This window comes from Lyngbya sp. PCC 8106, assembly GCF_000169095.1.
Lineage (GTDB): Bacteria > Cyanobacteriota > Cyanobacteriia > Cyanobacteriales > Microcoleaceae > Capilliphycus.
Genome location: NZ_AAVU01000019.1, coordinates 38644 through 58030 on the forward strand (window position 1 = coordinate 38644; position 19387 = coordinate 58030).

A 19387-nucleotide genomic window follows, 5' to 3' on the forward strand; every position below is an offset into this window, starting at 1 on the left:
TAACAATTGAATTCAAAATGTCTGGTCTGCCAAACGGTCAAGACAAATAGCAATCGGATCGCCGGAAATTGAACATCTAATGATGCGATCGCTTCCGACGACCCGATTTAAAAAATTTGAAATTTTAAAGTGAGTTTGTTTAGACGGCTAGATGGTTCTGAACGACGGAAACTAAACGATCTGCCCACAGATTAGCGAGTTCGTTGCGAATGGCTTCAACCATTACCCGAATGACAGGTTCAGTCCCCGATGCCCGTACTAATATCCGGCCTTGATCGCCCATGTCGGTTTCTGCTTCTTGAATTGCATTAACGAGGGGTTCACACTGTTTCCAGTTGCGACGACGGTTAACGTCTTCTACCCGAACATTTCGCAGGAGTTGGGGATAGGTTTGGAAACTTTCGTTTACTAATGTCGCCAGAGTCACACCCGAGCGCTTGACTAATGCAGCAATATGTAGAGCCGTTAATAAACCATCTCCTGTCATCGCATAATGATGGCAGAGAATGTGACCTGATTGTTCGCCCCCTAACATTGCCCCGGTGCGTTTCATTTCGGCGTGAACGTGTTGGTCGCCAACGGCAGTCCGAGTTAACTGACCTCCTTTTTGTTGCCAAGCCCGTTCAAAGCCTAAGTTTGCCATCACGGTAGAAATAATCAAATTTTCGGGAAGTTGTCCGGCTTGGCTGAGAGTTTGGCCCCAGAAGTAGAGAATGTAGTCGCCATCAACCGCCCGACCTTGACTATCAACGGCTAACACTCGGTCTGCATCGCCATCAAAAGCAAAGCCCATATCGGCTTTTGTTTCTAAAACGGCTTGTTGTAGGCGTCCGAGATGGGTGGAACCGCAGTTAACGTTAATCTGATGACCGTCGGGTTGGTCATGGAGACAAATGACTTCAGCCCCCATTTCCCGGAAGACTTTCGGCGCCAGATGAACCGCAGCACCCCAAGCTAAATCTAAAACAATTCGCATCCCTTCGAGGTTTAAAGTCGGAAGTAGGGGACGATGTAGAGATTGGGCGTAGTCCTCTACCAGTTCACAGCGATGGTGATGTTGTCCACAGTTCCCGAAGCTGACTGGAAAGTTTGCTTGTCCTCGCAGAGCGGCTTCTATTTGCTGCTGTACGTCTGAAGAAAGTTTTGTACCCTCTGAACCAAAAAATTTAATTCCGTTGTCTTCTGGAGGGTTGTGGCTGGCGGAAATCATCACGCCCCCGATAGCTTCACTGGTACTGGTCAGATAAGCAACGCCTGGAGTCGGACAGAGGCCTAAATACCAGACTTCAAGCCCAGCGGCCGTTAGACCTGCTGACAATGCCATTGCTAACATATTGCCAGAGTTTCTGCTATCCTGACCGAGAAGTACCGGGCCCCGATTATGAGTTTGTTGACGAAGAACTTGTCCTGCCCAGAAGCCAATTTGTAGGGCCAAAGGAGCGCTGAGAAGTTCTCCGACTCGTCCTCGGATACCATCGGTGCCAAATAAGGGTGTAGCCGGGAGTTCGGTGATACTGCCAAAAAAGCTAATTGGAGATTGTCTCATAAATTGTGTTGGTTTAGCGGGCTGATGCAGTCCTCCATCTTGAGTTGGGGCGGATGCTACGACCATAATCAGTTCACTCCTCAAGGTACTCACACATTCATTGTGGAGGATACCATGTCCGGAACTGAAGATGAATACTAAATGGATTTTTACAGGGGGCTAAGTGAAGGTGTTCTCTAAAGATGCAAGGTTAATTTGTAAAGCTTGCCTCTATTGTATCCAGAACTGAGAAATTTGATTCAATTTCTGATTCATCAAGATAGAATACAAGTTTGTAGTTAATGGGTTGCATCGGGAAGGGTTTGCTTCACCCGGAATTGATCTATATTCCGGCTCGATTATCCATTTTTAAAGAGTCTAGATCACTCCTAATTTTCCTGAGTATAAACTACGATTATTGGTTTTTATTTTAATTTTTAATCAAGGTGGAAATAATGAGTTCTCAATCGGATTTAAAATCGTCGATGTCAGAATCTAAACAATCATTCAAGCAGTTTCCCCACTGGATTTATTCTCTATTGATTGTTAGTCTAATTATCAGTTGTGGTGTTTTTGCCTATTCTTCTGTTTTTAATGATTTTTTTCTCTCTGATGATTTTGTGCTAATTGCTTTATTTTCCGAGTTGGGGCCTTGGGGATTGTGGGTGAATCAGCAACATGGTCAATCTTTGTTTTTTCGACCTGTCTTAAGTTTAATTAGTTTTCTAGATTATCAAGCTTGGGGGCTGAATCCTTTTGGGTATCATTTGACTAATTTTTTACTACATTTGATGAATAGTTTATGGGTGGGAATGATTGCTTTTTTCTTGGGAAAAAATATCGGATTTAAGTCAAGGGATCAGCGATTACTTCCCTACTTAGCTGGATTTATTTTTTTATTACTTCCCTGTCATACCGAAGTTGTTTCTTGGATTTCCGCTCGAACTGATGGAGTAGCGACATTTTTTGGTTTACTTTCTTTTGTATTTTATCTCAGCTATAAATATTATTTTCCCCCTCGATTATTGATTTTTTCAGCTTTATCATTCTTTGCGGCTTTACTCTCCAAAGAATCCGTTGTTACTTATCCCGGTTTGATTATACTTTTTGAACTCTATGAATATTTTATTCGACAAAATAATCGTAATACTTTAGCCGGACGGTTTTCAATTTGTTCACTTTATATTTGGGTTTTAATTATTTACTTTTGTAGCCGTTTTTTGAAATTGGGTGAACTGGTTGGCGGATATGGAGAAGAAGTTCACTTGAGTTTTGATATTAATAGAATTTTACAAAATTTTGTGATTTACCCGACTCGAACTTTTGTCACTCCCAGACTCGAATCAGATTTTACATTTTGGTTCATTGCATTTTTAGGGTTAGTTGTATTATTTCTGTTAAGTTTGATTGTTTGTTGGAAACGTCGTCCTCAGTTTTCTGAAGTTCCCCCGATTTTAGTTTTTTTGATTGGGGCTTTTTTCACTCTTGTTTTACCTGCAATTACGGTTTCTGTCTCTATGATTGATACTCAAGGAGAACGATATTTATATTTTGCTTCAGGATTTGCAGCAATTTTATTGGCAATTATTCTGATTGTGATTTTACAAAATTTGGCGTTAATTTTAATCGTGTCGAGTGCAATATTACTGTATTTTGGCACGTCAGTCTATGATCTCAATCAAAACTGGAATACAGCAGCAAAAATCTCTGAAGATATTTTAGTGAGTTTGCAGGAAATTCCTAAAAACAAAGTGATTATTAATAGTTTACCGGATAACTATCACGGTGCTTATATCTATCGAACTGGACTGATTCAAGGTCTTTATTTGTTTGATTCAAGTAATCAATTTGAGATCAAGTTTAGCCGGAAAAGATTTAATCCTGCATTTGAAAATGTGAAATTCACCACCAACAATATTCAGATTGTGATGAATCATAGTTTAGTGGAACCGAATGATAGTATCTTAGTGAATAATCCTGAAGTGGGTGTTTATCAATTTCAACTTTCTAATCCCCAAGCTTCATTTTATGCCTGGAAGAAAAATGATTTGGAGACAGAAAGCTACCAAGTCACAAATTTAGAATATCATCAATATGAACTCCGGTTTATAGATGTCGAAAGAACCAAAAATTTAGTGTTTTATTCGTCAGGTAAATTAGTTAACCAACTTTAAACTCCGCTAAAATATCACGCCTTAAAATTTGTAATTAAGGGTGATAGAGAGGTGGAGAGATAGAAAGATCAAAATATCAATTGAACGCTTTTCTAGAACCAAATAGATCTAAAATCTAGATGCACATTCACTTAATAGTGACCGTAATGATCTGATCAAATTCTATTTCTTCTAGAATAAATGAGATCACTGAATTTAATCTCAATATTTCAGGTTTCACCACAATTCGGAATGAATGAGGTATCATTATTACAATTTGGCAAATTTTAAGTTTGGTGTGATGGAGCCGATTTACATTTTAGGTGGTGGGCCTGCGGGACTTGCAGCAGCGTATAATTTAACGCAGCAAGGTCAACAAGTTGTCGTTGTCGAACGAGATACTCAAGTGGGTGGACTCGCGAAAAGCTTTGAATATAAAGGATTTATTCTTGACTACGGGCCACATCGGTTTTATACCAAACTGGCTCCGGTTTTGAAACTTTGGAATCAGGTTTTAAAAGAGGAACAAGTCACGGTTAACCGCCTGACTCGTATTTATTACGGAGGGAAATATTTTAGTTATCCCCTCAAAGCTAAACAGGTTTTATTCGCTCTCGGTTGGCTGGAAAACTTACGGATTATTAGTTCTTATTTTGCGGCTCGTTTGTTTCCAAATAAAAGTCCAAATAACTTTGCAGAATGGGTAATCGATAAGTTTGGGCGGCGACTATTTGAGATTTTCTTTGAAGGATATACTGAAAAACTTTGGGGAATTCCTTGTAATCAGATTAGCGCAGATTGGGCGGCTCAAAGAATTAAAGGTTTATCTTTTATAAAAGCAGCTTGGAATGCAATTTTCGGCAATGATGGCAAAGTTAAAACTCTAATTGATCAATTTCAATTTCCCCGTTTAGGTTCGGGTCAACTTTATGAAAAAATTGTCGATTATCTCCAGGAAAATAATCAAACTGTTTTATTAAATACTGAAGTGGTTCGAGTTCATCACGATAATTTTAAAGTGACTCATGTTACTCTCAAAAATCGTCAAACTCAAGAACAGAAAACCGTTCCTTGTGGTAACGTCATTTCTTCAATTCCGATCACTCACTTAATGCAGCAAATTGAATCCCCTCCGACTGTAGAAGTAATTCAAGCTGCAAAATCTCTCAAATTTCGCAATACAATCTTAGTGTATTTGATTGTAGAATCTGGTGATTTATTTCCCGATAATTGGCTGTATATTAATGATCCTAGAGTGCAGTTAGGACGAGTCACAAACTTTGCTAATTGGTCGCCAGAGATGCTTCCTAACTCTCAGCAAACTCCGCTTTGTTGTGAATATTGGTGCAACTTTGAGGATAATTTATGGCAATGTCCAGAAGATGAACTGCGAATCAAAGCTGAAGAAGAACTGAGAAAAATTGGATTATTAAAACAAGAGAAAATTGTTGATGGTTTTGTGGTGCGTTTACCTAGAACTTATCCGATTTATGCGGGAAACTACAAAGAAGCCTTAGCAGAAATTAAAGGTTATTTGCAATCTTTTGAAAACCTACAATTAATTGGTCGCTATGGTGCATTTAAGTATAACAACCAAGACCATAGTTTATTAATGGGAATTCTCGCGGCTGAAAATATTATTACACCCAATAAGCATGATCTTTGGGCGGTCAATAGTGATAGTGAATATGTGGAAGAAGCAAACGTTGAAGCCACGACAACAGCCGCTAAAGAAACAGGTTCTCGACGTCCTCCCCTCCCTCAGTTGCTACAACAATTCGGTGCTTATTTATTTACAGGAGGAACTGCAACTGTTGTTGATGTTCTGGTGTTTTCGATCTTAACTCAAGCAGGTTTATGGTATGTTTATGCTTTGGGAATTAGTTGGTTTTTTGGATTGAGTACCAACTTTTGGCTGAGTCGTCGCTTCGTTTTTGGAATTTATTGGAATAATTGGTGGATTCAATATGCAGTTTTTGCTTCCGTTGCATTGAATAGTTTATTAGCGAATTTAGGACTGTTGCAACTGTTAATTAATGAAGTAGATTGGAATCCAACTTTCGCTCGTTTAGTGAGTTCCGCTTGTGTAGCGATGATTAGTTTTACAGGTCATAAATTGTATTCTTTTTCTCAACCACAATCGGCTTCTAAGCTTTCAGAAATTGAGACTTAAACTCTAACTTAAACGCTAATGTTTAATCGTGAAAATAGTTCTAAGCCTTCTTTTGCTTGGGTGTTGTGTATTACCCTAGTTAGTTGGATTATTTTGGTTCCAATTGTGAATCAAATTCAGATTCCACTGGGAAATAATACCGAAGTCATTTCACTAGCTTATCTCGAAAATATTAGTCCTTATACAGACTATGTAAAATATTTGATTCTTTTGTTAGTTCCACCTTTTTTAGCGGTTTTGAGTTTAAAAATAAAGGGAAAAACAGTTGAATCAATTTTTCAGGCTATTTTATCTTTTGTCAAAGATCAACGAGTTTGGGTTGTCACAACAGGAATACTATTAACAGCTTGGGTGATTAATATTCCCTTCGATCAATTTAAGATTAAAGAGACTTTAATTGATTCTTTTCACGAAGGAGAATATCTAGGATTTTTACCTAATTTTATTCAGCTAGAAAAACCTTTTGTTAATACTGTTTTAATTCATGGTTGGGGAATGGATGTTCTACCGACTTGGTTAGCAACTCTATTAACTTTTAATGATAATGGTATTGCTCTAACTCGTTTATTTGTTAACTTAGAAAATGTCATAACCAGTTTAGGATATTTATGGATTTTCTGGGAACTTACCGGAACTACAAAACTTAAAAAATCCCGTTTACCGATTTTTTTAGCATCCTGTTTATTATTTTGTATCTTAGATGGAATTTTCTTTAAATTTGATGGACGACGAGGAACTTTTTTCATTCTTCAGTTAGCTCTCACACTCAGATTTTTTAGAGTCATTTATATTCAACCTAAACAAGCAAAACTGTTAGGAATTATTTTAGGCGCATCACTTCCGACGAGTTTTTTATATGTTTATGATCGAGCTATTTATTTTTTAGCAGTTTATATTGTTAGTCTGTTTTTGAGCTTATTTTTAGAGAAGAAAACGGCTAGAAGTTGGATTTTTAGTTCTCTATTCGGTTTAACTCTTTCTCTAATTTTAATCACAGCAATTTTAGGAACTGAACAGGTTTTAGCTATCGGTTCACAGGTTCTCTACTGGGGAAAATACGGTCGATATATTTCTTTTATTCCTTTACCTCCTCTGGAGATGACTTTTATTTCGCAAAACTTTTGGTTAGCGATGCTGATTCAAACTGTTGTGCTGGTTTATTTAGTGTTGGATTTAATGACAGAAAATTTAAAACTGCGTCCTTTTGTTCAGAAAAATTATTTACTGATTTTACTTCTTTCTGCATCTGTTGTTTATATGCGAATTACGCTTGATCGCAGTGATTTAGGTCATGCTTATCATGGTACAATTCCGACGGTTTTTTTACTAGCTTATTTGATTTATATCTGCTTTAATCAATATTTGCAACCGCAGTTAGAAACACTTAAACTTAGTTTAATTTATCAAGTTATAATTGTTGTTTTAGTTTTCAGCTTAATTCGTTCTGAACCTGGATTTAATCTCCAAACGGCTACGAATAAAATTGTCAAATTACCAAGTCGATTATCTTTTACTGATGCTCAAATTCTAAAACCAGATTACTTAGAAGCTTTCACTGTAATGAAACCCGAAATTGATCAACAATCTTGCTTTTTCAACCTCACGTCTGAAGGATTATGGTATTATTTATTTAATAAACCCTCTTGCTCTAAATATGGCTATGTTCTCTATTCTAAACCTATCGAAGCTCAAAAAGTAGTCGTTCAAGAGCTAGAAAAAACTCAACCGAATATTATTTTACTTACTAATGAAATGTGGTTTGAAAATCCTTGGGATCGAGTATTAAAATCTGATTCTGCGGCTTTAATTTATGAAAATGTTTTACAACAGTATAGACCTTATAAGTTGGTTCAATCTCATTGGTTTTGGAAGCGCAGTAATCGCCCTTTGAGTTTGATTGAAACCAATCCTCAAACTAACCTAAAAAATGGATTTGTAGAAGTCCTACCCCCTCAACGTATTTATAGAAATGATGTCATAGAAATGAGTGGATGGGCGGTTTTACCCGAAAAGCAAAAACCCGCAGATGCAGTTTATCTCAGCTACGGCGATCAAAATAAACTGATTACAGTGGGAAAAGTGAATCAAAATCGTTCAGATGTGGCTGAGGTTTTATCGGTATTTGAGTATAGTAAATCGGGTTGGTTTATTCGAGTTCCCACAACAGTTTTACCTTTAGGAAATACCATCTTAAAAGTTTGGGCTTATGATGCAGAAACAGATAATTTAACGCAAATTGGCTCAGAAATTCCGGTAGAGGTGACTCAAGCCATGCGACTGTCAAGTTAAATTAAATTCTATCCGTCTTAAAGATAATACTCAATAATCTGAGCCGTTCTTTTTCCTGTTTTTTCCCATTGAAACTCTTTCGCTCTCGCTAATCCTAAATGGCGAAGATCTGATCGTATTTGACTATCATTAGCTAAAGTTTTCATCGCTTCTGTGATTTCATTTACATCCAAAGGATTGATATACAACGCCGCATTTCCCGCAACTTCCGGTAAAGAAGCAAGGTTAGAAGTAATCACAGGAGTTCCACAAGCCATCGCCTCAAGAACTGGAAAACCAAACCCCTCCCAAAGACTCGGAAAAACCAGTGCTATGGCTTGATTAATGATTTTTGTAAACTCTTTTGGTGAAACATAATCTAAGAATTTAACCTGTTGATTTAATCCTAATTCTGCGACTTGTACTTTTAGATTTGGAGTATAGATTTTATCAGTTGGCCCTGCAAACCACAACTCATAATGATCACGATCAGGTAATCGGGAAAATGCAGTAATTAATCGGGATAAATTTTTATAAGCATCATGGCGACCAATATAAAGAAAATAATTGCTTGTTGGTAAATCAAGAAATTGAAATGTTTCAGGATTATATCCTAAAGCAATAGGTGTTATTTTAGTTTCAGGAATTTTAAAAAACTGCACTAAATCTTGAGCCGTTGATTGAGAATTACAAACAATATGTTCAGCTTGAGATAACACCATTGGAATGTAATATTTAAAGTAAGCAGTTAGGCGAGAACCCCGTCTTGGAAACCTTAGAGGAATTAAATCATGAGCCATGACAATCGAACGACAGGAAGAATATAATGGAGCTTCTGGGAGTGGTGAAAAGACGAGATTTCCTTTGAGTTTACGGTAAATATAAGGAAGTTTAAATTGAGTCCAAAGTAAGCGGCGAAAATGTCCTTTTGTTCCCTGAGCGGGTGTCATATTACTGGGAACCGGATAGGAGGAGTAACCCGTTGGAGATTCTGCTACTAATAGAGTTGGATTGAGTCGTTTAAGTTGGGGTAAAATTTGACTTGCATATACAGAAATACCTGTCGCTTCAGGAATAAGAACAGAAAGGTTAATTAGCAGTGAATTAGACATTAATACTCAGTATTACGAGGATAATCTTATCAAGAAAATTTTAGTTTTTAAAGAAGATTTAAAGTTTGTTTTTTACACAAAAATTACTGGATAAATAGGGGCAGAAAAGATCGCCCCTAAAAAGAACAATTTGACTCATCAACAGAGAAAACTAAAATAGTTAGCTACATGATTTTGACAATGCAAAATATTTACAGTCTGTTTTGTGAGCCTATTTTTACCGATGAACTATTTCTCTGTTTTTCCGCCATAACCTCCTTCTTCTGGAAAACGAGTAATATCATCTTCTCCCAAATATTCCCCATTTTGTACTTCAATCATGACTAAGGGAATTACGCCCGGATTTTCAAGTCTATGGGGAGTATTCATAGGAACATAGGTGGATTGTTTCGGAATTAAAATTGTGTGTTCACCCCCACAAATCACCTTAGCAGTACCTGCAACAACAATCCAATGTTCACTGCGATGATAGTGCATTTGGGTACTAATATGATATCCCGGATTCACAATAATCCGGTTAATACGATAGCGATCACCCTCTTCTAAAACTGTCACCTGACCCCAAGGAGGTGTACGAGTTTGAGAAGTCTCTGTTTTCGTCAGTGTCTCTGTTTTTACGGATGTGTCAGTATTATCTTTTGTCATAATGCTAGTCGAGAATAAGAAGTGTTACCGCTATTATAGGTTCTAGCACTAACAAACATAATGTGTAAATATTCTGATGAAAAAATGGATGGTTTGTCTGTTAGCAACTAGCTCCTTTTTAAGTGTATCCTTTCCGGTGTTCGCTTGGCCAACAATTGAGGAAATGATTCATAGTCAAATTCTCAAAGCTTGTCAAACCCTCTCTCACGAGGAAGCTTTAAATCAAGTTTTGGGTGAATATGGGCCAGAAGCTCAAAAAAATTATCAAATGTGGCAAAAAATGACCGCAGAAGATTGTGCTAATGCAACTGTTCCACCTGATCCTTCTGGTATTAAAGGTCAATGTTCGAGTGAATTTGCTTCGATAGGAGAAGAACTTGATGTTTCAAATTTAACCTGGAGAGAATGTTGGCTAGAAGTAAATTCTGAGAAAATTTTGTTTAAAACAACTTTTGATACTACAGCAATACTCGGAAATCATACTTCTGAATCTCAATTTTTAGTCACTGAACAGCAATACAATTTTCCCGAAGCAATGCGAGAGTATTGGGATAAATATGAAGCACAAGGATACTGTAAAATTAAGGAGAAAGAAACCTTTTGTAATTTACAACTTAATCATGGTCAATGGTTACAAATTTTTAAACCAGATTTGAATTCATCTGCTGAGAATCCTCAACTAAGTGACAAGCCACAAAATGTTCTGAACTAACCTCTCTAAATTCGGGTTCTTCTTGGTGACAACGATCAACAACGAGCGGACAACGAGTATTAAATCGACAGCCTTTAGGGGGGTTTATTGGGCTAGGAATATCATCTTTAAGAATAATTCGTTCACGTTTAGCTTCGAGTTCGGGATCGGGAATCGGAATCGCAGAAAGTAAAGCTTGAGTATAGGGATGTAAGGGATTTTGATAAAGGCTAACTCTATCTGCTAGTTCAACAATTTTACCCAAATACATCACAGCAATTCGCTTAGAAATATGTCGAACAACGCTCAAATCATGGGCAATAAATAGATAAGTTAGCCCTAATTTTTTCTGCAAAGATTTCATTAAATTAATCACTTGGGCTTGAATAGAAACATCTAATGAAGCAATCGGTTCATCACAAACAATAAAATCAGGATTAACGGCTAAAGCCCTAGCAATACCAATTCTCTGTCGTTGACCGCCTGAAAATTCATGGGGATAACGGTTAATAAATTGAGGGTTTAATCCGACTAATTCTAATAATTCTTCTACGCGATCATGTATTTTTGGAGTCGATAAGTTGTGAATAATTAAAGGTTCGGCGATAATTTTGCCCACCGTCATCCGGGGATTTAAGGAAGCATAGGGATCTTGAAAAATCATCTGCATTCGCCGACGCATCCCTCGTAATTCTTCAGCTTCTAGTCTAGTTAAATCTGTATCTTCAAAGTATACTTTTCCGACTGTTGGACGAATAAGCTGTAAAATTGCCCGTCCCGTTGTACTTTTTCCGCAACCAGATTCTCCGACTAAACTTAAGGTTTCACCTCGTTTAATTTCAAAGCTTAAACCATCAACCGCTTTAATCGCACCGACTATTTTTTGAACTAAAATTCCTTGAAAAATGGGGAAATGTACCTGTAAATTTTGAATGGTAATTAATGTATCTTGTTTGGGATTGGTTTTAGGTTGATTAATATCAGTTTCAATCATTTTATTTTCTCGTTAATAAGATTACATTTCAGGCTTTACCCAACAAGCCACCTGATGTCCATTTTCTACTAATTCTAACGGAGGATTTTCTTCAAAACAATGTTCCAGTGCAAAACGACATCGAGGCGCGAACGGACAACCTTTTGGATAATGAATTAAATCGGGAGGAACACCTTCAATTGCAGGTAACTTTTCGGGAATATTTCCCTCTAAACGCGGTAAACTTTCTAGTAATCCTATTGTATAAGGATGACGAGGATGTTTATAGAGTTGATGAATAGAAGCTTGTTCAACAATTTGACCTGCATATAACACTAAAATTCGATCCGCTAATCCGGCTAATAATGCTAAATCATGAGTAATCCAAATCACCGCCATTCCAAGTTCTTTTTTTAACTGTTTAACCAACTCTACAACTTGGGCTTGAACGGTGACATCTAAAGCTGTTGTGGGTTCATCTGCGATTAATAATTTAGGACGACAAGCTAACCCCATTGCAATCATTACTCGTTGACGCATTCCCCCCGAAAATTGATAGGGATAGTTTTTTATCCTGCTTTCTGCATCGGAAATTCCGACTTTTTTTAATAATTCAATTGCTCTTGATTTTGATTGGTTTTTATTCAGTCCTAAATGAAGCTTAATGGACTCTGTAATTTGTTTTTCAATTGTTAGAACTGGATTTAGAGAAGTCATCGGATCTTGAAAAATAATCGAGATTTGATTACCGCGAATTTTTCGTAATTCCTCTGAGGAAGTTGTTAATAAATTTTCACCTTCAAACAATACTTTGCCGCCAGTTATTTTACCGGGAGGTGAAGGGATTAACCGCAAAATTGACAACACGCTAATACTTTTACCTGAACCTGACTCCCCAACAATTCCTATCGTTTCCCCCGAATTTACTGCATAAGAAATATTATTGACTGCACAGACAATACCATCAGGAGTAAAAAAGCGAGTTTCTAAGTTATGAACTTCTAATAGAGGCGACATTAAACTTTTAAATAAACGAACAAAAATAATTCACGTTTAACCTATATTGACTTTTGGTTATCTCTCTAAGCACTTCACTCTCTAAATAACTTACTTTACACTCCGTAATATTCTTTTTAAACTATATAGAGAGTAGTTTATACCATATTGCCACGATGTTGCTACAAGCTCAAGACCGCAAAAAACTCGATCAGACAGATGATTCCCAATTTTACTCCTATCCTCGCTTTGTCACTCATGTCGATGAGGGGTTTATTGATCGCTTAACAAATCTTTACCGCGAACGTCTTAAACCGAATACTCGAATTCTTGATATGATGAGTAGTTGGGTGTCTCATCTTCCGGAGATAGAATTTGCTCACCTGGAAGGACATGGGATGAATGAGGAAGAATTGAAAAAAAATCCTCAACTTGATCATTACTTTGTTCAGGATTTGAATGAAAACCCTAAATTACCCTTAGAAGATTGTGATTTTGATGCGGTTTTAAACTGTGTTTCGGTGCAATATTTACAGTATCCTGAAGCCATTTTTTATGAGATGTATCGCATTCTTAAACCCGGTGGAATTGCAATTGTTAGCTTCTCAAATCGGATGTTTTATCAAAAAGCAATTACCGCTTGGCGAGACGGAACCGAAAACAGTCGAGTGGAACTGGTAAAGGGATATTTTAACTCCGTTAAAGGGCAAAGTTTACCGGGGTTTAGTATTCCTGAAGTGATTGCTGAACAGTCTTCAGTTCCGTCTATTTTACAGATGTTAGGTTTGGGAGGTGGAGATCCGTTTTATGCTGTGATCGCCTATCGTCAAAACTAAATAATTAGAGCCAGGGGAAAAGGAAATTAACCTCCAATTTCCCCTTTTTTATAAGCTGTAATTTGGGTAAATTATCAAAGCCTAAAAACATGACCAAACCTTACCAACAAATACCAATTAAAGATTGTGGTGAACCGTTAGTGCTTATTCCTCACAAACAGTTTGCGGTTGAATCTCCTCATGCTTATCAAAAATTAGGCGCGCCTTATCATCTTTCTGGTGTTAATTCTCCCTATTATTTACGTCAAGAAGTTCTCGAACGTTTAATTAATGCTCAAACTGATTTACAATCTAACTATCCAAGTTGGAAAATCTTAATTTTTGATGCTTACCGCCCTGTTGAAGTACAACAGTTTATGGTAGATTATACCTTTGCTAAAACTTTAAAATATAGAGAACTTAAGCCCGATTTAATCTCCCCAGAACAACACCAAGCTATCTTAGCAGAAGTCTATCAATTTTGGGCGGTTCCCAGTCTTGAACCCGCAACTCCTCCACCTCATAGTACAGGTGCGGCGATAGATATTGCATTAGTGAATAATACCGGAAAAACTGTTAATATGGGTTCACCTATTGATGAACTTTCTCCTCGTTCTTATCCGAATCATTTTGCTACAAGTTCTCATCCAGTCGAACAACAATATCATCAAAATCGCCAACTGTTAGCAGAAGTAATGATTTCAGCCGGATTTCAACAACACCCGAATGAATGGTGGCATTTTTCTTTTGGTGATCAAATGTGGGTTTGGTTAACAAATCAGCAGAAAACTGAACATAACTATGTTGCCAAATATGGACGATACTCCGTAGATTAACTTAAATTAATTTAGCATAAATTTTGAATTTGTTCAATACTGAGTCCTATTGTTTGACTGATTGTTTCATTATCTAAAATATTCAGCAATTGACAGGAACTTTCGTCAGCATTATCAATCAAAGCATTCAAAAAGCTAACAAGAATATCTTTGCTTTCTGCCGAACCCATAGGATTAATCAATCTTATTGTCAATCTAGTTCAAACTTTTAAGATAATCATTATTGATCGGGAAAACATATTTAATATTAGCCCGAACATAACAAGTTCCAGAATCAGTATTAAAGTTGGGGTTAACACTACGCACCCGCAACCAAGGCTTACTATTTCTCATTACAATAGCATCTTCCCGACCTTCTTGTGAAAAAATTGCGGTCATGGTTGCCCCTGTTGTTAACTGCGTTTTAATCTTTCCTCCGGGTGTATCTCGACAATTGAGATTTTCTGGATCAACCACTAGCCAGATTCTATTATTGTAATAACCTCGATTTCCCATAACCTTAGCTGTCATAAAATCACCATTATTATTCGGTTCCGGTACTTCTGATATTTGAGCCATTCCAGAGGTGACATTAAAAAAAATTCCGGTCATCGATCCAATTGAAATCGCGATTCCTTGTTGAAGTCTTTTCATCTCACAACCAATTTTTAAATACGCTGACTTGATCGATACTATCATACATTATCCTTAATAAAATTGAGAAGTTTAATCGTAATCAACTGAAATAATTATATGTGATGTAGATGTGTAACAGCTTATAAATATTTATAACAACTAAAATTTTGATCAAATCAAGATTGAATAAAACAGCAGAACTTATACAAATTAATCTTGTTTACTTCTAAATTAATAGCCCGAATAGTAGGTGAATCGTATCAAGGAAATAGGAAGTATTTGGGAAGACTCCGACTCCGCGACCTGAACCCGCCTCTGAACCCAAGGCTACTGGAGCTAGGCTGAGGGGATAGAACTTGCATCTTTTCGAGCAAAAAAGACTTCAAATTTCCTTCATAAAATCTATACAAAGTCTATCTAATACTATGGTAGAAGCTAATTCATCGCACTTGAGTGTTCGCTTACACCCAATAAACTGATCAAATTTATCATTTTTCCCTGAATCCTTAAGATGGGTATCGAAATAACCCACAGGGTTGCGTGATGAGAAACTTCTAGAAATCGACAACCCAACGGACTATTTATAACTCAACCAACACGGTATAAATCATGGCAGATTTTAGTGATATCAAAGAATATTGGGCAAAAGACTGTATTGAAAAATTAGCGGATGATGAGATTATTAGCGGCTATGAAGATGGAACATTCAAACCCGATAATTCTGTAACCCGCGCAGAATTTGCCGCAATGTTAAACAAAGCATTTCCCGATCAACCCAAAATTCGAGAAGGAATTGAATTTGAAGATGTTGCTGATGATTATTGGGCTTATGAAGTTATTCAAAAAGCCTATCGTACAGGATTTTTAAGTGGTTATCAAGATAAAACATTTAAGCCCACACAGAAAATTCCTCGGGTTCAAGCCTTAGTTGCACTTTCTAGCGGGTTGAAACTTGATCTCATTCAACCCGTTGATTTTACTCTCGAAAAAACCTATCTTGATGACGATAAAATTCCCGATTATGCTAAACGCCTGATCGCGGCTGCCACTGAAAATGGTCTAGTTGTTAATTACCCGGATCTCAACTTCCTCAAGCCCGAAGAATTTGCCACTCGGGGAGAAATTACCACTTTTTTATCTCAAGCATTATTGAAAGCAGAGGAAGAGTCTTCTGTTCCCAAGGAATACCTCGTCAAAGCAGTAGAAATTGATGCCCCTAATGGAGAAATTCGAGGGGTTTGGTTGACTAATATTGACAGTGATGTTTTGTTTTCCCCCACCTCAGTTGTAGAAGCGATTGACTCCTTATCTGAGTTGAACTTTAATACCCTTTATCCAGTGGTTTGGAATCGCGGTTTTACCCAGTTTCCGAGTCAAGTAATGAAGCGTATTATTGGGACTGAACTTGATCCGGCACCGGAACTTGCCGGACGAGATGTTCTCCAAGAAATTATCACTCAAGCAAAAGCAAAAAATATGAGTGTTATGCCTTGGTTTGAGTTTGGATTCATGGTTCCCCAAGATTCCCAATTCTTACAGAGTCGCCCCAATTGGATTACCACAAATAAAGAAGGAATTCCTTTTGTAAAAGAAGAAGATAAATATCGCGTTTGGTTCAACCCATTTAACCCCCAAGTTCAACAGTTTATCCTAGATTTAATCGTTGAAGTTGTCAGCAAATATGATATTGATGGCATTCAATTTGATGATCACTTTGGCTTACCTTTTGAGTTGGGTTATGATGAGTTTACAAGTAAACTTTACCAACGAGAAAACGACGGTAAATTGCCTCCCAGTGATCCCAAAGATCAGGATTGGGTGAAGTGGCGTGCTGATAAACTCACTGACTTTATGATGCGCCTATTTTGGGTTGTCAAAGATTACAAACCCGATTGTATTATTTCCCTTTCACCTAATCCCAAATCCTACGCCTACGACAATTATTTACAAGATTGGCCAACTTGGGAACAATCTGGATTTATTGAGGAATTAGTGCTGCAAGTTTATCGGGATGACCCCAAAGCATTTAAAGCTGATTTAGAAGCAGCAGAAGTTCTGAATGCTAAAGTTAATATTCCGGTTGCTGTGGGAATTTTAACCGGCTTGAAAAATCAATCGGTTCCGCTTTCAACGGTTCAAGAACAAGTCGCTGAAAGTCGTCGTCGGAAATTTGCTGGAGTCTCTTTCTTCTTCTATGAAACGTTGAAGTCTTTAGCCGGAACAGAAGACGGTGAAACCGCTTTCTCTGCCCTATTCCCTGATACGATTGAACGGCCCGAAATTATTGCCGCTTCTCTTCCCTCTGTTACCATTCCTGAGTTAAAATTGGAATAGGGTTTTTTTGTTCCCTAAATGATCAAAATTCGTCCCTATTTTGAAATAGATTGGGAAGCCGTTTGTCAAGTTCACGACCGGGCGCAACCTGGCGAATTTGCAGGGGTATGTGTTCCTCGTGGCTTGACTCCTCTGGCTGAGAATCCTTATCTCAACAAAATATTTTATCCTTGTCGAAAGTTTGTAGCTTGTGATGATCACAAAGTAGTCGGTTTTGTGGCTGTTTACAAAAACCATATTAGCCTACTTTATATTGATCCAGATTATCAAAATCAAGGGGTTGGAAAACGTTTGTTGAGGTTAGCTCTAAATATTACTGGATGTCCGGCTTGGACAGTTGTAATTGCGGCCAATGATCGAGCGCGTCGCTTTTATGCTAAAGCCGGATTTCAAGAAAACGGTACATTTGAAAGTCTAGTTTCCGGTTCAACCTGTCAGTTTATCCGCCTAGTTCGCTCAAACATCTGATTGATATTTGCGGGTTTCTACTGTTTTAAAATACAGCTTGCATCCAGAATAAACCATTCTTCGGCGGTGTAAATTGAACACTTGCTAATTGTTTTTGCCAAAGCCGGAAATTCCCCCGTTATTTTCAAAAACTGATAAGCTTGTTTTCCTTCTTCAAATTCATTCATCCAATCGTTAAAAAAGAAATATTCAGGAACAAAAGCATACAGTTCAATTAGGAATAAATCAATCCCATACTTCTGAATAAAGGCTTTGAGTTCTTCCAAATCTGGACTATAATGAGCCTGAATTAAATCAGTGGTTCGCTCATTCATTTTTTGATAATATCCCGTATGATAAGAAATCGTATATTCTCGACCTGCTAAAATTGAACGTTGAGCAAAAGTGGGGAGTTGATTCACCTCTCCAGATACCGATGCGATTAAAACATCTTTGGGTTGCTGCTGAAAGAATTCATAAAGTTCAGGTCGATCTGCTTGTTCATATTTTACGAGCGGAAAGAACGGCACAAAACTCGGATAAAATAGTAGAGAAATTGTCATCACTCCAATTAATCCCCCGGCAATAATCTTCTGAGTTGTTCGGGGAAAAACTTCTTTTTTTTCTGATTTTGGCTGACGTTTAACCTCTATCCAATTTAACAAAGCATCGAGAATGATCGTAAACGCTACAATCGTAATGACAGCAATTACAATTCTAAAACTGATTCCGGTATATCGACTAGGAAGATGCAGTTTAAACAGAAACGCATGAGCCAACAAAAACATCACAACCGAGGAAATGAGTAATTGAAACATCACCCAAATTCCAGGCTTGATTCTATCCACTAAAGGAAAAGCGGGACGAAATAAGAATAAAACGGGAAATAACCACGCTAAACACTGAGTTGCCGGAGTAAATAACGACTTTGGAAACATCCCACTGCGTCTACTATTAAACCAAAAATCAAACAGATTCTCCTCAAAAAAGGGATTGCGTCCATTCTCAAAAAACTCTAAAGATTGTAGGGCTTCTGCTCGATTCATAGCTGGCCCAAATTCTAGAGTTTGTAAGGCATAAATCAAGATCACAACAAACGCTACAGCAAAACTAACTGCAAATATTTTTAAGTGTTTTGGGTGAGCAGAAAAACATAATCGTCCTTCTTTCCAGGCGAACAAACGCAAAATTAAAATCCCTAATCCGACAAACACATATTGCGGATAAAACAACCCCGTTAAACCAATTGAAATCGCTACACCCCAGATATTATTTCTGAGAACATAATAGATAAACGCTAGAAAAATCGGATAAATAAAAGCTCTCGGTGTTCCAGAGGCGACATCATCTTTCAACCAAATAATCTGATTCATCAACAACGCCCCCACAAAACCCGCCAGAGGAACAGGCAAAATTTCTAGACTCATTCCAAAGGCAAAAGGTGTGCTAATAATCCCTAAAAATGAAGGAATAATTCGACAAAAAACGAGCGGGTGAATTCCTAAAAACGTTGCGATAAAATAAACAAGTTTATATCCGCCAGGCGCAACAGATTGGAAATAATCAGCAATTAAATCATTCGGAAATAACTCTGGATCAATATATCTTTGCATCCAGAAAATATGCTGACGGGCATCATCTTGAATTACACCCGAACTCTCAAAAGCACGGTGTAACGCCATCCCGGCATAGATAACAGCAAATACCATGCTCAGACTAAACCAAAAAATCACTCTCGAACGAGGTGTTTTATCAAGTGGAGACGTTAAAAAAGCGTGTAAACGAGTCATTGACATAGACTTAG

16 protein-coding genes are annotated in these 19387 nt (G+C 37.5%); 8 read left to right on the forward strand and 8 right to left on the reverse strand.

From position 1 onward, the window contains the following. Positions 1-139 precede the first annotated feature (139 nt). The gene (gene glmM / locus L8106_RS14245) at positions 140-1546 is read right to left on the reverse strand and encodes a phosphoglucosamine mutase (protein WP_232228483.1); all 1407 of its coding nucleotides are present in this window, start codon (positions 1544-1546) and stop codon (positions 140-142) included. 434 nt (positions 1547-1980) lie between these two features. Here glmM and L8106_RS14250 point away from each other — a divergent pair, with 434 nt between their 5' ends. The 3 genes from L8106_RS14250 to L8106_RS14260 all read left to right on the forward strand — a co-directional run bounded on the left by L8106_RS14250 (position 1981) and on the right by L8106_RS14260 (position 8140). After that, positions 1981-3699: a hypothetical protein gene (locus L8106_RS14250; protein ID WP_009785030.1), complete on the forward strand. Its 1719-nt coding sequence runs from the start codon at positions 1981-1983 to the stop codon at positions 3697-3699. A gap of 280 nt (positions 3700-3979) precedes the next feature. Further along, complete coding sequence (locus tag L8106_RS14255) at positions 3980-5851, forward strand: GtrA family protein (protein ID WP_009785031.1); 1872 nt, start codon at positions 3980-3982, stop codon at positions 5849-5851. Positions 5852-5869: 18 nt separating this feature from the next. Continuing rightward, a complete protein-coding gene (locus L8106_RS14260; protein ID WP_009785032.1) occupies positions 5870-8140 on the forward strand; it encodes a hypothetical protein in 2271 nt (756 codons plus the stop codon). A 17-nt stretch (positions 8141-8157) separates the two neighbouring features. Here the strand turns inward: L8106_RS14260 and L8106_RS14265 are convergent, their stop codons facing one another. Both L8106_RS14265 and L8106_RS14270 read right to left on the reverse strand, forming a co-directional pair. Further along, the gene (locus L8106_RS14265; protein ID WP_009785033.1) at positions 8158-9231 is read right to left on the reverse strand and encodes a glycosyltransferase family 1 protein; all 1074 of its coding nucleotides are present in this window, start codon (positions 9229-9231) and stop codon (positions 8158-8160) included. 228 nt (positions 9232-9459) lie between these two features. Further along, positions 9460-9876, reverse strand: a complete 417-nt coding sequence (locus L8106_RS14270; RefSeq protein WP_009785034.1) for a phosphomannose isomerase type II C-terminal cupin domain — start codon at positions 9874-9876, stop codon at positions 9460-9462. Positions 9877-9952: 76 nt separating this feature from the next. Between L8106_RS14270 and L8106_RS14275 the strand changes: the two genes are divergently transcribed. Next, positions 9953-10588 (forward strand): hypothetical protein, encoded by a 636-nt coding sequence (locus tag L8106_RS14275; protein WP_156803677.1) that lies wholly within the window; start codon positions 9953-9955, stop codon positions 10586-10588. Here the strand turns inward: L8106_RS14275 and L8106_RS14280 are convergent. Then, entirely contained in the window at positions 10518-11561 is a 1044-nt protein-coding gene (locus tag L8106_RS14280; RefSeq protein ID WP_009785036.1) for an ABC transporter ATP-binding protein, read from the reverse strand. The two genes, L8106_RS14275 and L8106_RS14280, sit on opposite strands and share 71 nt — an antisense overlap. Positions 11562-11582: 21 nt before the next feature. Beyond that, positions 11583-12557 (reverse strand): ABC transporter ATP-binding protein, encoded by a 975-nt coding sequence (locus L8106_RS14285; protein ID WP_009785037.1) that lies wholly within the window; start codon positions 12555-12557, stop codon positions 11583-11585. Positions 12558-12712: 155 nt separating this feature from the next. Between L8106_RS14285 and L8106_RS14290 the strand changes: the two genes are divergently transcribed. Both L8106_RS14290 and L8106_RS14295 read left to right on the forward strand, forming a co-directional pair. Continuing rightward, a complete protein-coding gene (locus tag L8106_RS14290) occupies positions 12713-13372 on the forward strand; it encodes a class I SAM-dependent methyltransferase (protein ID WP_009785038.1) in 660 nt (219 codons plus the stop codon). A gap of 89 nt (positions 13373-13461) precedes the next feature. Then, positions 13462-14187 carry a M15 family metallopeptidase gene (locus L8106_RS14295; RefSeq protein ID WP_009785039.1) on the forward strand — a complete coding sequence of 242 codons (726 nt, stop codon included), beginning with the start codon at positions 13462-13464 and terminating at the stop codon, positions 14185-14187. A gap of 11 nt (positions 14188-14198) precedes the next feature. Here L8106_RS14295 and L8106_RS32190 read toward each other — a convergent pair whose 3' ends face one another. After that, positions 14199-14357, reverse strand: a complete 159-nt coding sequence (locus tag L8106_RS32190; protein WP_009785040.1) for a hypothetical protein — start codon at positions 14355-14357, stop codon at positions 14199-14201. Positions 14358-14382: 25 nt separating this feature from the next. Further along, positions 14383-14820 carry a hypothetical protein gene (locus L8106_RS14300; protein WP_039896339.1) on the reverse strand — a complete coding sequence of 146 codons (438 nt, stop codon included), beginning with the start codon at positions 14818-14820 and terminating at the stop codon, positions 14383-14385. Positions 14821-15411: 591 nt separating this feature from the next. Here L8106_RS14300 and L8106_RS14305 point away from each other — a divergent pair. Continuing rightward, positions 15412-17136, forward strand: a complete 1725-nt coding sequence (locus L8106_RS14305) for a family 10 glycosylhydrolase (RefSeq protein ID WP_009785042.1) — start codon at positions 15412-15414, stop codon at positions 17134-17136. Between the two features lie 18 nt (positions 17137-17154). After that, positions 17155-17604 carry a GNAT family N-acetyltransferase gene (locus tag L8106_RS14310; protein WP_009785043.1) on the forward strand — a complete coding sequence of 150 codons (450 nt, stop codon included), beginning with the start codon at positions 17155-17157 and terminating at the stop codon, positions 17602-17604. 17 nt (positions 17605-17621) lie between these two features. On the opposite strand, the gene L8106_RS14315 is transcribed toward L8106_RS14310, so the two are convergent. Then, entirely contained in the window at positions 17622-19379 is a 1758-nt protein-coding gene (locus tag L8106_RS14315) for a hypothetical protein (protein ID WP_009785044.1), read from the reverse strand. Between the last annotated feature and the right edge of the window lie 8 nt (positions 19380-19387).